Source organism: Bacillus sp. LQ01, from assembly GCF_057624735.1.
Map to the genome: position 1 here is coordinate 77455 of NZ_JBYEZL010000005.1, position 14381 is coordinate 91835.

Consider the following 14381-nt stretch of genomic DNA (forward strand, 5'->3'; position numbering starts at 1 on the left):
AAAACTAACCTATTAAATAGGGTTAGATGTATAAACTATATTAGCATCGGAATATTCTCGACTTGGGGTTACCGTAAATGCTTTCTCCTAATCATCCATATCGATAAATGACTTACTTCTGATCAATTTGCCTTTGTTGTTCTTCGTTTAAAAGGAGCTAGTTTTACATACGATAAAGCACTAAAAAAACTCTGCACAAAAACCTGCATGGTAACAAGTTTTTGGCACAGTTCTATTATTTAATCCCTTTCATAAGTACCTGAATCTTTGGAGCCATGAAATATAAAATAACACTTAAAACAATGGATACTCCGCCAATTACACCGAAATAAATAATCTCTGTTTCAGGATTATATAATCGCACAAGCTGCGCATTGATAGCTTGTGCAGATGCACTCGTTAAAAACCATAGACTCATTGTTTGAGCAGAGAACGCTGCTGGAGCTAGTTTTGTAGTAATAGATAAACCTACAGGTGATAAACAAAGTTCCCCGATTACGACTAGAAGGAAACTAATGACTAACCAAATTGGGCTAACAAGGGATTCGGTACCATGGATATATGCTGGAATAATCATCACTAAGAATGATAAACCAGCAAATAATAAACCGATAGCAAATTTATTTGCTGTACTTGGTTGGCGTGAATTCAGCTTTACCCAAAGCCAAGCAAATACTGGTGCTAGTAAAACAATATAAATAGGGTTTAATGATTGGAACCATGAAGATTGAACCTCCAATCCTGCAAAGTTTAACTGCGTACGTTGATCAGCATAACTAGCTAAGATGATTGCTCCCTGCTCTTGAATCGCCCAGAACATTGTAGCAGCGATAAATAGTGGTATGTAAGCAATTAAGCGAGATTTTTCAACTTCTGTCGTCTTTGGACTACGATACATAAAGACAAAGTAGCCTGTTGGAATTAGAATACCTAAGATACTTACAAGTAAAGTAAATCGATCAATCGTTAAAATACCTGTTGGAATTGTTAACACACAAACTAGTGCAATTGCGATAATACCAATACTAAACTGTATAAGGACCTTTTTTCTTTCCTTGTCTGTTAAAGGATTTGGTACTTGCGTTCCTGCTAATCCTAGATTTTTCTTTTTCGTAAGAACATACATAATTAATCCAAATAGCATACCAATTGCTGCCACACCAAAACCTAAGTGGAAGTTATACTTTTGACCAAGTGTTCCAATCACAAACGGAGATAATAGTGCTCCTAAATTAATACCCATATAGAAAATACTGAAACCTGAATCACGACGAGTATCTGTTTCACTATATAAATCACCAACAATACTAGATACATTCGGTTTTAATAACCCTGTTCCAAGTACTAAAAATACCATTGAGATAAATAGTGTACTAACCGTTCCTGGTAGAGCTAATATGAGATGACCGATCATTATTAAAACGCCACCCCAAAATATTGTTCTACTTGAACCTAATAGGCGGTCAGCAATCCACCCACCAATAATACCTGACATGTAAACTAACGAACCATAGATAGCCATAATGGATGCAGCTGTGGCATGATCCATCCCTAAGCCACCTTTTGAAATGGAATAGTACATATAGTAAAGTAATATTGCTCTCATTCCGTAGTAAGAAAATCGCTCCCAAAATTCTGTAAAGAATAAAGTAAATAGTCCTTTGGGATGTCCAAAGAAACCATTTTGCGGAACGCTGCGAATAATATCGCTTTTGTTAAGCTTCTCCATAAAAAAACACTCCTAATATACAGATATAATGATTTTAATTAAGTATATAACAAAAAATAGAAAATTTAAACAAATATTAATTCGTTAAATGATTAGGTTTTTCAGAAAAAACTAAATTATATATTGTTTTTAATGTTGATTTCATTTAAATTATATAATATAGATATAATAATTCGAATGTTAATACTGTATAAATATAAATACAAATGTAGGAGGATTTACATATTGTCAATGAAAGTCATTGCCATAGAAGATATTTATCAAGAAATATTGGATGGAAAACGGAAACGATTCCCTCCGAATACTTGGAAAGAAGATATGGATAATAAGCTAGCCCGCAGAGTAATCACATATTTATTACACAGTATCTTAAAATGGGATAAGGAAGACATCAGAAAAAAATGGAACACTCAATTACTTGTAAAGTATAAATTACGAGGATTACTCAAACATAGATACGAAAATAGCCCTTTTAAAGCAATAAATGATTTATACCCAAGTGAGTTTAAAGAATGGGAGTTTGGTATGACTCCTTTAAATTTTTGGACGAAAGAAAAGGCATTAACGATTTTGAGATGGATGATTGAAGAAAAAAAAGGTTTATCGAACGAAAAGCTCTTACGCGTATACGGCAAAAAATGGTTGGAGAAAAACAAACTTAGTGCCCCTCTGGCTATGTACTGGAATAGTAGTCCGTTTGCAATGATTAACGATTTGTACCCTAGTCGTTTTAAAGAATGGGAATTTCTCATGACGCCCAATAACTTCTGGACAAAAGAAAAAGCATTAGAAGCATTGAAATGGACCATTGAAGAAAAAGAAAAATTAACGCCCGAACAAATACTGGATGTATACAGTATAAAGTGGCTAAAGACTCACAGATTAGCGTCTCCCTGCCAATTAATGTGGGGAAATAGTCCATTTAAAATGATAAACGACTTATATCCAGGTCGCTTTAAAGAATGGGAATTTAAAGTTACACCAGTTGGCTTTTGGTCCAAATGTAAAGCACTAGAAGCATTAAGATGGACCATTGAAGAGAAAGAAAAACTGGATGAAAAACAGCTATTAAACGTATTTAATCAACGATGGCTCATAAAACAAAAATTACGGACACCCTTACAACGCTATTGGAAAGGAAGCCCCTACGGGATGCTTATTGCTTTATATCCAAATCGTTTTTCTAAAGGTATAAAAGGGTATTTTAATAATTAAAGTGGAAATGTAAGTATGCAGAGACGCCCTTTGGTGTCTCTTTTTGAAATCCTATGTAAGTACATTCTTATGTGCCTATCGCTTTATTTATTGAAGAAAGTGAACCTGTTATATTATTTCCCAATACATCTCGTCAAAGCCATACCAAGAAACCCAGCGCCCATCTCTATCAGCCACCCAGCTTGGGCGCTCCCAAACATAGATCCCACTCCCGCGCCAAGAAACGTACAGCCCACGAATACTAACCCCTCGATGCCCCAGTTCGGTCGTTCCATACTTCATCCCCACCCTGTCCTTACAACATATGCTATATGCAAGCTAAACTTTCTAGCTTATGAACTGTTCATTTTCTCGACTATAAATATATGTTTCATATCCATTACTTACAGGTCCAAATGTCCTTTTTACATCAATTCTTCACTTAACTTCATTGGTTACTTTTTTCATCTCATAGGAGATTATTTCTCAACACATAACACATGGAATAACATTACCATTAATAGTAATATAAAGGTATCTTCAGTTGTTAACTGTTGTTCCCTTTTTGAAAGTCCTGTCAAAATACAGGACTTTTTAAATTTACTTCCTACTAAATTGGCTTTTTCGTTCATATCCTTTCACCTTTACATTGGACAATTAAACGATATTGGTGGAGATTCATCAGATTTTAAGTTCCTCTTTTCTTATTAAACTACATGCTTAAATATGTGGTTTTCAACTTAGATTCGAATAACAAAATGTTCACTTTTTTGATACATTTATGAAACATTCTTATAATATATTAATTATATTCTTTTTATAAATCGTATCGTTCAGTAGAAAAGTCCTAGTCCCCTCTAGGACTTTTTCTTTGCTTTTAGGACTCTTACTCAATTGAAGGGTCATTTTTTTGTTCAAATAAAATATCTATATAGAGATAACGACATTCAACTAAGTATTTAATAAATTCCGAAGAGGATATGCTGAAAAATAACGACTGTATATCCTTTTCATTAGTTTCTATACCTGATAAACCTTACAAATTTGTAATACTATTGTCACCTTAATAGATAGTAAATTGGTTAATGTTGGTTTATTATACAGACTATTGACCATATTTAATACAACATCATTGGTAGGTGTCACTTAATGGGAAGAAACTTATTACGCTATGGAATTATAAGTATAGCTTTTATTACCATCCCTATTGTATTTATACTTTTGGCGTCAGCTCATTTCATTCCAAAAGAATACAATGAGGAATGGCCAGAAGTAAAAAAGACTGCTGAACTAATAACTATCGGTTACTTCAAAAAAGAAAGAAATCTCGATATTGTAATCGAAACAATTAAACCATCAGAAGAATATAGAACACATGAAATTTATCTGCATGGACATGTCATAAACAATAAACATCAAAAAGTTTCTGTTATTGTTAATTTTAGTGATAACTATTCCATTAGAGATATAACTGAAAATAGTCTTAAAACAAGGAGTATTTAACTTATGTTAGATGCTCTTTTTTGCTTAACACTTTTGTTCAATTAAGTAATTACTTGGATTCTTCAGTGGATCACTCTCCCTTTTTCAAATAAATCGGCACTTCTAAAAAACAACTTCCTACGAACGTTGATTTTTGTCGAAAATATTTTTTAGAAAACTCTAGTTTTAAGAAGGTTTTACAAAATCTTACACAGAATTAGTCATACACCGTATAAAATTGGTAATTTTTTTACGATTCGTTTCATTTTATCTACCACGTTTAGACAAAATAGAAAAAACAAAGCAAAAAGGAGAGGTATAGTTTGAAAGGAAAACTTGGATTAACGATTGTAGGATTATCTGTCTTTATTTTTGGTCTTTTTGGTGTAAACATTGGAGATGGCGGAGTTGTAAAAGCTGCACATGGAGAAACTTTTGCTCCGAAATTAGAGTCGCATGGGGATTCATGGGCTCCTGCTTATGATCACGGAAGACCTCCTATTTCATCATACAACAAAGGAGATACTTGGGCTCCTTCCTTTACAAATACACATGGGGAAGGAATGGCTCCTAAAAAAGAGACTCATGCAGATTTAATCGCTCCTTCGCTAGAATCTCATGGTCATACTGGTGGTGCTCCTGCTTTAAACCGTGGGAAAACACCTGTTCCGATACAAGATACGCATGGACATTATCCAGCTCCAAAACTAGAAGCAGATGGGGACCATGGCGGGGCTCCATCTAATACAGAACCTGGCGAAGGTATCTAAGTTCCCAAAAGGGGATCAAATTAAATTTTAAATGAATCGTATACCAAAAGAAATCTATTTTACGTAACAAATATGATGTATACGCATGTTTTCTAATGTGATACACTGTACCCGAGAGAAATCTCTACTACATAAGTGGTTTTCAAGTCTAAAAAATACACCTATTAACTAGGTGTATTTTTACAGAGTGTTTGGAAACCCTTTAGAGTTCCCAACACTCTGACAAAAGTACCTTATATAATATATGGTACTTTTGTATTTTATGTTTTAGAATTCCTCGATTTGAACTGTAAAATTGAAATATAATACAGTTTACAAACCGTTTTATACGTATCTCAGTTGAACCTCAGAAGCACATCTTGTTTTAACTACTACTATTCTTCTCTAATTACATCTATAACGTTATCCTTTTTAATTTTCCGAAGCGGAATTAGTACCGATACATAACTAATCAACAGTGCAGTTATAAATGTGATAAAGATAGATTGATAAGGAATAATCCATTCAAACGAAATCGTATTTGACAGTGCTACATAAAGAATATATGACAACATACAGCCGAAAAAGATTCCTTGTATGCTTCCAAAGAAACCGTACAGGAGTCCTTCATATATAACCATCTTTTTCAAATCCTTTTGCGACATACCAATCGATTTTAAAGCAGCTAATTCTTTTCTTCTCATAATGATGCTGACTGTGATGGTATTTAAAATATTTACACAACCAATTAGTGTAATAACAGCTATAAATCCGTACCCTAATATTTTTATATAAAGTATATTGTCTGTATGGAAATTACTTTGAACAATATTATTTTTTACATCTATAGATGCATCTCCACTCAGTTTCTTTTGTATATCTAAAATTGTAGCATCAGCCTGAGATTGATTCTCTAAATCAATTTCAAAACCTGTTAATTTTTGTGGAGATGGTGTAATATGTTCGGCTATTTGTTCACTAGTAATAAAAGTTATGGTATCCATCACTCTACTCATATTAAAAATATCTAATTCTACAATTGCAGCTATTTTTAAAGTTTCTAGTTTGTCTTCATTGTAAGAGATTTCCTCTGTAGGTTTTCTTTCCTGTCGACTTGTTATTTGGATTTCATCCCCTACCTGAAAAGTACTTAGAGAACCTATATATTTTTTACTTGTATTCATATCATTTGATGCAGCTTGCTTTACTAAAATAACCTCTTTTTCACGATTTAATTTTGAAATATCAATTCTTCCACTAGTTACATTTTCAGCTAGTTTCTTTAAACTATTCTCATCGTATGCTTTTATTTGTGTTTCCATAATTTCTACAGTCTGATTATTGTATTTTACTTTATGATACAGCGATTCATTTCCTTGTAATTCTTTAATTTGTTTATTTTTTGGTACTTTCGTATAAAAATCATTTGCCTGATATTGCTTGTACAGATTCTCTACGTTATTAACTTTATAAATATTTCGACTCATACGATCTATGCTAGGCTTGTCTAAATTTGAATTAACCGTAACTGATATATCCGATTTTAGAGCTTGAATTTCCGGTTGTTTACGCTGAATGACAGTATCTATGAGAAACGTAAACGTGATATACAGTACACTACTTATAATAATAGACAAAATTGTAACTGTATATCTATTGGGATTTCTTTGGATATTTTTCAATGCCATACTTAACGGAAAAGATAGTGATTTCTTTAGTTTTGTTCTCTTTTTTTTCTTTATTTTTTCTTTTTTTATAGCCAATCGGCTACTTACGGCCAGTAGCGGTGAAATTCTACCTGCAAAAAAAGCGGGAAAATAGCTTGAAATATAAACAGTTATCAATGTAATTAACGAACTTACACATATAATTAACCAATCTAATTTAATTGTGTATCCCATAGAGTTTTTAAGTACGTTTATCAGTACTTGATTAAGTAAAAAGACTACTAATATACTACACAAAATCCCAAAAAAGATAGCAATAATAGAAAGAAATGTTGCTTCTCTTATCACAATTTTTCTGATTTGTTTTTTTGTAGCTCCTATACTCCTCAATAGCCCAAACTGTTTCATTCGCTCTACTATACTAATTTGAAATGCATTGTAAATAATAACAATTGTAGAAATCACAACAATCCCAATACTAATAGCGGCTGCCACCATTATCTCCACACTAGGCTTTAAGGCTCTCTTTAATTCGTCATTCACTCTTATATTTTCTTTATTCGTCAATAATTTAAATTGGTTTTCAACTTCATCAAAGTTTGCGTACTTATGCAATTCAATCAATACGCTACCTTCACCAACTTTGAAATTATTTTTATATGTAAATAATTGACCAGTTTTATTTTCCTGAGTACTACTAGACTTATTTAGCAAACCAACAAGTTTATATTTTTTTTCATGAATAGTAAACATACCGCCTAATTTAAGATTGGGACCGAAGTAAGGCAGCATCCATTTATCCAAAACAGCCTCGCTTTCATTTGAAGGCAGCTTACCTTCTACAGGAATACTAGACTGTAACAGCTTCAATGCTTGATGATCTGCATACATATAAGAGACAGCTATATCATCAACATGGAGCACCTCTCCTGGAGTTATGATGCCATAAGAAGATATATTCGGATTACTTTTTATCATATTGAAAAGCTTTTGATTATAATTTTTAACTGAAATATTTGCAGAACCCATAGAACCTTTTTTAGCATTTTCAATTCCCGAAGTGTATCCACTATTAAAAAAAAGTCCAATCGTTGTTATTAGCGCCAATGCTAGAATAATACCTGTTAATGTTAGCAGAGTACGTTTTATATTACTTCTGAGATATTTTTGACTTAACTGTTTGTAACTATGAATCAATACTCCTCCCCTCCACATTTCTCTTGATTTTGCACTAACTTTTTATCTGAAATAATCATGCCATCTGTAATGGTTATAATTCGATCAGAGTTTGATGCGATAGCAGGGTCATGAGTAATTAAAATCACCGTCTGATTATATTTTTTAGCCGTTACTTTTAATAAATTCAGAACTTCTTTTGTATTTTTTGTATCTAGATTTCCGGTTGGTTCATCCGCTAAGATAATATCGGGTTTATTTATAAGGGATCTACCAATAGATACCCTTTGTTGTTGACCACCCGATAATTCAGAAGGCAAATGATCTCGTCTTTCATTTAACCCTAGAATTCTTATAATTTCATCCAGGTAATGATCATCTACCTGTTCTTCGTCCAATAGAGCTGGCAAAGCAATATTTTCTTGTACATTCAAGACAGGAATTAAATTGAAAAACTGAAATATAAATCCAACTTTTCTTCGGCGAAAAATAGAGAGTTCATTATCTTTATAATTGTAGATATTTTCATCACCTATAAACACATTTCCCGAACTCGGACGATCCAGCCCTCCTAAAATATGCAATAAGGTACTTTTACCAGAACCTGATGCTCCAACTATGGTTACGAATTCTCCTCTATGAATGGAAAGATTAATTCCTTTTAACGCCTGTACTTGCGTTTCTCCCTCTCCATATGTTTTTACTACATTTTCTAATCTAACAACCTCCATACAACTCATCCTTTTCACAGATTAATTTTGAATCTCTACAAAATAGATTTTATCCTTATCGTGCTCACCATTCTCGTCTTTCACTGCATACACTTTTGAAACGTAGTCGACCACCTTTTTTACTTTGTTTTTATTTTTATAATCAAAATTTTCTTTTGCAAACTGAATTAACGAAAGGCTTACTTCTTTTTCTTTTAATTGTTTATATGTTTCCTCATTAACAATTACTATCGGTGATGAAAAATAGCCAATCCAATTATTTTGTTCAATATGTTGAACAGGTATCATTTGTCCATTTAAATTTAAATTTCCATCCTTAACTTCCCCATCTTCCGCATTTTTTCTATAAAATATGTTTTTTTCACTCGCTAATTCTTTTATTTCTTTTACCGAGGCTGAAGTCATTGAACTATCTTCTTTAGATAAGGGTGTTCTTATAATTCCTTTTTTCAAGAATTTTTCAGCTGTAGATTTTGTAATAACCGCATATTGTTTCTTTCTAACAGATGGTTTATTAAGTTCCTTGTCTATCTCTTCTTCAGTCATATTTCCTCCTTTTTCTTTCCATTCTTTCTTAATTTCTTCTTTCTGTTCGGTAGTGAATTCTTGTTTTATTATTTCTGTGACCAATTTATAACTATAATCTGCTGTTCTTACGTTTTGATCTTTATACAGATTTTTGACAGCTGATATATTTTCTTTCGTTCCAGATACCATGATACCGTTTACTGGTTGTGAGGGACCATTTATATACCGATTTACAGCAAACCCTATACCTATAAAAATTGCTGTTACTACTAGAAATCCTATTACCTTTTTCATTTTCTTCCTCCTCATATACTATGTTTAATCTGGGATTAGAACAGTAGGTTTTTTCTTTATATAAACAGTGGCTAAAATGCTACAAGTCTTAATAAAGAATGATTACCTTCAGTATAGACGTCTTTAATTGTTAATTGAATAACTCTTGTCTTACTATATATACTTTAATCTTACAATTTAGTAAGATTACTAAATCTAACTTTTTATATACTCGTAACTCTGATTAAGATATACTTTAAAATTAAACGGCTTTTATACACTTATTTAAGTACACACATACTTTTCAAATTCTCAAAAATCCGCTCCCATTCGGCTCTTATTCTCAATGATCTGTTTTTTAAAATTCATTTACATAATTAATGTGAATTCAAATTTCATTTAACATTTTTGTATAAGATAACTTAAACAAAACTTTACTGATTGTATAAAAACGTACAAATTCAACAAGACACTATTACAAGGTTTTTCAAAATATAAGCAAGTACATGTATGAATTACATAAATATTCTGCTTTAAGTAATTGTTGTATCTCATTATGTACTGAAAAGCTTTAAGTCGATTTGGGTATTATGCTTATACTCAGAAAAGCCTCTAAAAATCCATTTCCATACCAAACTATTTTAAATTAGCCAATCAACGTGTAAAATAACTGTCATAATCTAAAATACTGCCATAATCAAAGACAAATGAGGAGAGATACTGTGGATAAAGTATTATTCGTTGAAGACGATAACGATCTAGGAATGGCTATTGAGTTTACTCTAAAAGGAGAAGGACTTGAGGTCATAAGAGTTTCTACTGTACAAGATGCAAAAGACCAATACGAAAATAATAAATTTGACTTAGCTATATTGGATGTTGGACTCCCAGATGGAAATGGGTATGATTTATGTACCTATCTTAAAAGAAAAGGTGATATACCTATTATTTTTCTCACAGCACTGGATGAGGAGGCAAATGTAGTAATGGGCCTTGATATTGGTGGAGATGATTATATAACAAAACCCTTCAGGGTAAAAGAGCTATTATCTAGAGTAAAAGTACAATTAAGAAAAAAAATTAAAACAGCTTCTAATACTATATTGAAGTCTGAAAATATACAGCTTGAAGTTGAAGCGGCCAGAGCCTTTAAGCATGAGAAAAGTATAAATTTAACACATTTAGAATACAAACTCTTATTAACGTTAATGCTAAATCCTCATAAAGTGTTACAAAGAAATGAGATATTGAAAAAAATAGCAGATGAAGGTGAAGTGTTTTTCGATGAAAATACTCTTTCTGTTTATGTAAAAAGATTGAGAAGTAAAATTGAGGATAATCCACAAAATCCTGACTGTATAATCACACAAAGAGGTGTCGGATATTTCTGGAATAAAGACGTCAGTAAGGAGTAATTTAATGATAAATAGAGAAATAAAAATTAATATACTTACATTAGCATTAATCTCTTTTTTATTTATTATATATCAAGTTATCACAGTTCATATTCTATATGACCATTTAAAAAATGATTATATTACTATTTGGAGTGAAATTACTGGAAAACTAATTGAACAAAACCCAGAAAATGAATACGAAATAATACAAGCACTTACAAATGATACAGCCAATAAAAAAGATTATTCCAGTGATGGAGAAATGCTATTAAAACAATATGGTCTATCTGCTGAATTGGATTCAAGACTTTTTCCTTATTTAAATAAACATATATCCCAAAACAATATATACATGTTCCTTGGAGCAATAGGGTTCAGCTTAATCCTAATTTTTCTAAATTACTTACAATATAAATCTTTTTTCTTAAAAATTAGAAATGTAACAGCTGCAGCGAATAAAATTATTGAAGGTGATTATACCATTGATATCAAGGAAAATAGAGAAGGTGATCTAGCTAAACTTGCTAATTCTTTTCATAAACTGAAAAATGTTATTAGAAAAAGTATGCATAATTTAATGGAAGAAAAACAATTTTTAATTCAAACTTTACAAGATATTTCTCATCAACTAAAAACACCACTCTCAACACTAACAGTGAACAATGATATCTTATTACAAGGTAAATTAAATGAACAACAATATCATTTTTTACACAATAATGATGTTCAAATTTCAAGAATCAACTTTTTAATACATAATTTATTAAAAGTTTCAAAAATAGATGCTAGAGCAATACTATTTGAAAAAGAAAACTCTGATATTATTGATACAATTTATGAGGTCATTGCTAGTTTGAACAGTAAATTAAATAAAAAAAATATGAACATACATTTAAAAACCAATGAAAAAATATCACTTTTCCATGACAGTATTTGGATGCAAGAAGCATTATTAAATATTTTAAAGAATTCCATTGAACATTCAAATGATAATAGTTCTATTTATATTGAAGTCACAAACTCTCCTATTCATACTGAAATAATAATTCAAGATTTTGGTGAAGGTATTGCATCAGAAGATTTGCCATATATATTCGATAGATTTTACAAAACAAAAAATTCTAATAAAGAAGGTTCCATTGGAATTGGCTTAGCACTAGCGAAATCAATTATCGAAGCTCACCATGGATTTATTAAAGTAGAAAGTCAAAAACACTCATTCACAAAATTCACAATAACTTTTATGAAGTATTAATAGTTCATAAAAGTTATTGTAAAACCCTAACCCTTGAGTATAATTTTTAAAAATTAATCATCTGTAAAAAAAGAAATTCAATTAATTTTTCATAAATGATTGTAGAGAAATAACTTTTTCGTTTTAGGGGTAATTAAAAATCTTAGCTTGATGGGTATAGAGTCACCATATAAAAAAAGAAAACTGTACGTTTGAACAAAATTTAGACACAAAATATCCGATTCCTTGTACGCTAAGGGATCGGATATTTATTTTACTGTTTTATATAGTGTACAATTTCTCACTTACAAGGTCTGTGTAGCAACCAAACCAACTCTTACGTTAAATGACTAAATAATACAAACGGTATGAAGAGAATTTCTAGTCTTTTCATACCGTTTTACGTGTGTTTTTAAGTTTCATACGAAATTCGTGGAAAGATAGCAGCATCTCTTTTATAAATAAGGCTCAAAAGTTACCATAGCTGACAACGGAAATATTAATGTAACTCTAGTTCCTTTATTCACTTCAGAATCAATGGAAATTTTCATACCTAATTTTGAGCACAGTTTTTCGCATAGATACAAGCCCATTCCTGTACTTTTGCTAAATCTTCTTCCATTCTCTCCAGTAAATCCTTTCTCAAAAACTCTATTTATATCTCTAGTTACTATCCCTACTCCATTATCCTCTATAGTTAGTATTACTGCGTTAGTTTTCTTAATTGAGTATATACGTATCATTTGTTCTTTGTTATTTGAGTACTTTATAGAATTTCCTATTATTTGATTAATAATAAATTCAACCCATTTCCCATCACTATATACAATCTCATCAATATCCTGTATATCTAATTTTATTCTCTTATGAATAAAATCCCTATAGTTTCTTTTAATTACATTTCTTACTACATTATCAAGGTTGATTGGCTTTATCATATAGTCTTTATTAACGTTATTGCTTCGAGAATAATATAGAACCTGTTCTACAAACCCCTCAATTCGATCCATTTGAGAGTCAATTTTATTCGTTACTTCATTTTGATTATTTTCAATTATAAGCTTTGTAGAAGCTATTGGTGTCTTAATTTCATGCACCCATGTCTCTATATATTCTCTGTAATCCAACTGTATGTCTCTATAATACTTTACATTTTCATGCATATCTCTACTTACTTCTTTCAGTATTGCGTTAAGCTTTTCACCATGTATAAAGTTTGCTTCCTTTACGACCTCTGGTAGTAGGTATTTTTTCTCCAAGTTTTCTAATATGCCATTAATCTCATTATAATAATTTTTACATTTTATAAATTCTATAACCATATATGAAATCAATGGAAAAAACCAAATACAATAGACAAAGAATATGATAATGAACTGAACATTTGCAGTCAGCAATATACCTGCTAGTATAATAAATACCAGTACATTAGATAGTATTACTACCATTTTATCTTTAGTAAATTCACCTATTTTCATGGCATTATATACCCTAAGCTTCTTCTTGTTGCAATTGGATTTTCTATACCTATCTCTTCAAGCTTTTTTCTTAATCTATTTATATTAACAGTTAAGGTGCTATCATCCACAAAATAATCAGATTTCCATAAAGTTTCTATGAGTGAATCTCTTTTTACAATATTTCCGCGATTATTTATTAAGCATGAAAGTATTTTAACTTCATTTTTAGTTAATTCTACAGACTTGTCTTGATAAGTAACTGTTGCATTTGAAAGATTTAAAGTAAAATCCCTATACATTAAGATATGATTCATTTTGAAATCTCCAGATGTTCTTCTTAAAATGTTTGTTACTCTTGCTAATAGTATTTCTGTATTATAAGGCTTTGTTATAAAATCATCTGCTCCTAAATTCATACTTATTAGTTCATCTACATCACTATCTCTACTTGTAACCATGATGATTGGAACATCGGAAGTTTTACGTATTTCTCTGCATATATAATAGCCATCGAACACAGGAAGATTTATGTCTAGTAATATAAGATCTGCATTCTCACTTTCTATATATTCGATAATATGATTAAAGTCTGTGGGAGCCTTTACTTCATATCCATACTTTATAAAAAAATGTTGTAATTCTTCTCTGATGATTTCATCATCTTCAATCAGAATGATTTTTTTCATGACTTTTCCCTTCCTATATAGAATATAAGGCTATTACATCTTGAGAAACAAGGTGTAATAGCCTTAATGAGCATT

At 31.0% G+C, this 14381-nt stretch carries 13 protein-coding genes; 5 read left to right on the forward strand and 8 right to left on the reverse strand.

Annotation, left to right across the window (positions count from 1 at the left end; genetic code table 11):
• Positions 1-235: 235 nt before the first annotated feature.
• A complete protein-coding gene (locus AC22L0_RS24895) occupies positions 236-1729 on the reverse strand; it encodes a peptide MFS transporter (RefSeq protein WP_000413411.1) in 1494 nt (497 codons plus the stop codon).
• A 231-nt stretch (positions 1730-1960) separates the two neighbouring features.
• On the opposite strand from AC22L0_RS24895, the gene AC22L0_RS24900 reads away from it, so the two are divergent.
• Entirely contained in the window at positions 1961-2944 is a 984-nt protein-coding gene (locus AC22L0_RS24900; protein WP_487272515.1) for a DUF4046 domain-containing protein, read from the forward strand.
• A gap of 113 nt (positions 2945-3057) precedes the next feature.
• Here the strand turns inward: AC22L0_RS24900 and AC22L0_RS24905 are convergent, their stop codons facing one another.
• A complete protein-coding gene (locus AC22L0_RS24905) occupies positions 3058-3180 on the reverse strand; it encodes a hypothetical protein (RefSeq protein WP_487272516.1) in 123 nt (40 codons plus the stop codon).
• Between the two features lie 222 nt (positions 3181-3402).
• Positions 3403-3555, reverse strand: a complete 153-nt coding sequence (locus AC22L0_RS24910; protein ID WP_487272492.1) for a hypothetical protein — start codon at positions 3553-3555, stop codon at positions 3403-3405.
• Positions 3556-4072: 517 nt separating this feature from the next.
• Between AC22L0_RS24910 and AC22L0_RS24915 the strand changes: the two genes are divergently transcribed.
• Positions 4073-4426, forward strand: a complete 354-nt coding sequence (locus AC22L0_RS24915; protein ID WP_000533251.1) for a hypothetical protein — start codon at positions 4073-4075, stop codon at positions 4424-4426.
• A 302-nt stretch (positions 4427-4728) separates the two neighbouring features.
• Complete coding sequence (locus tag AC22L0_RS24920) at positions 4729-5175, forward strand: hypothetical protein (protein WP_087965832.1); 447 nt, start codon at positions 4729-4731, stop codon at positions 5173-5175.
• A 374-nt stretch (positions 5176-5549) separates the two neighbouring features.
• Here the strand turns inward: AC22L0_RS24920 and AC22L0_RS24925 are convergent, their stop codons facing one another.
• From AC22L0_RS24925 to AC22L0_RS24935, 3 genes are read right to left on the reverse strand one after another with little or no spacing between them, the layout of a single operon-like run.
• Complete coding sequence (locus tag AC22L0_RS24925) at positions 5550-8018, reverse strand: ABC transporter permease (RefSeq protein ID WP_487272493.1); 2469 nt, start codon at positions 8016-8018, stop codon at positions 5550-5552.
• On the reverse strand, positions 8015-8728 hold the full coding sequence (locus AC22L0_RS24930) for an ABC transporter ATP-binding protein (RefSeq protein ID WP_087965828.1): 714 nt from the start codon (positions 8726-8728) through the stop codon (positions 8015-8017). The genes AC22L0_RS24925 and AC22L0_RS24930 overlap by 4 nt, the downstream gene beginning before the upstream one ends.
• A gap of 21 nt (positions 8729-8749) precedes the next feature.
• Positions 8750-9550, reverse strand: a complete 801-nt coding sequence (locus AC22L0_RS24935; RefSeq protein ID WP_087965826.1) for a lipoprotein BA_5634 family protein — start codon at positions 9548-9550, stop codon at positions 8750-8752.
• A 701-nt stretch (positions 9551-10251) separates the two neighbouring features.
• On the opposite strand from AC22L0_RS24935, the gene AC22L0_RS24940 reads away from it, so the two are divergent.
• Positions 10252-10944: a response regulator transcription factor gene (locus tag AC22L0_RS24940; RefSeq protein ID WP_000362055.1), complete on the forward strand. Its 693-nt coding sequence runs from the start codon at positions 10252-10254 to the stop codon at positions 10942-10944.
• A gap of 4 nt (positions 10945-10948) precedes the next feature.
• Positions 10949-12181, forward strand: a complete 1233-nt coding sequence (locus AC22L0_RS24945) for a sensor histidine kinase (RefSeq protein ID WP_087965824.1) — start codon at positions 10949-10951, stop codon at positions 12179-12181.
• 434 nt (positions 12182-12615) lie between these two features.
• On the opposite strand, the gene AC22L0_RS24950 is transcribed toward AC22L0_RS24945, so the two are convergent.
• Positions 12616-13638, reverse strand: a complete 1023-nt coding sequence (locus AC22L0_RS24950; RefSeq protein WP_487272494.1) for a sensor histidine kinase — start codon at positions 13636-13638, stop codon at positions 12616-12618.
• Complete coding sequence (locus AC22L0_RS24955; protein ID WP_087965820.1) at positions 13635-14306, reverse strand: response regulator transcription factor; 672 nt, start codon at positions 14304-14306, stop codon at positions 13635-13637. Before AC22L0_RS24955 ends, AC22L0_RS24950 begins: the two co-directional genes overlap by 4 nt.
• Positions 14307-14381 lie beyond the last annotated feature (75 nt).

Bases quoted from the DNA above. Each gene is read 5' to 3' on its own strand.
- AC22L0_RS24895 (WP_000413411.1), bottom strand. From the start codon at position 1,729: ATGGAGAAGCTTAACAAAAGCGATATTATTCGCAGCGTTCCGCAAAAT.
- AC22L0_RS24935 (WP_087965826.1), bottom strand. From the start codon at position 9,550: ATGAAAAAGGTAATAGGATTTCTAGTAGTAACAGCAATTTTTATAGGT.
- AC22L0_RS24950 (WP_487272494.1), bottom strand. From the start codon at position 13,638: ATGAAAATAGGTGAATTTACTAAAGATAAAATGGTAGTAATACTATCT.
- AC22L0_RS24910 (WP_487272492.1), bottom strand. From the start codon at position 3,555: ATGAACGAAAAAGCCAATTTAGTAGGAAGTAAATTTAAAAAGTCCTGT.
- AC22L0_RS24915 (WP_000533251.1), top strand. From the start codon at position 4,073: ATGGGAAGAAACTTATTACGCTATGGAATTATAAGTATAGCTTTTATT.
- AC22L0_RS24955 (WP_087965820.1), bottom strand. From the start codon at position 14,306: ATGAAAAAAATCATTCTGATTGAAGATGATGAAATCATCAGAGAAGAA.
- AC22L0_RS24930 (WP_087965828.1), bottom strand. From the start codon at position 8,728: ATGGAGGTTGTTAGATTAGAAAATGTAGTAAAAACATATGGAGAGGGA.
- AC22L0_RS24900 (WP_487272515.1), top strand. From the start codon at position 1,961: ATGAAAGTCATTGCCATAGAAGATATTTATCAAGAAATATTGGATGGA.
- AC22L0_RS24945 (WP_087965824.1), top strand. From the start codon at position 10,949: ATGATAAATAGAGAAATAAAAATTAATATACTTACATTAGCATTAATC.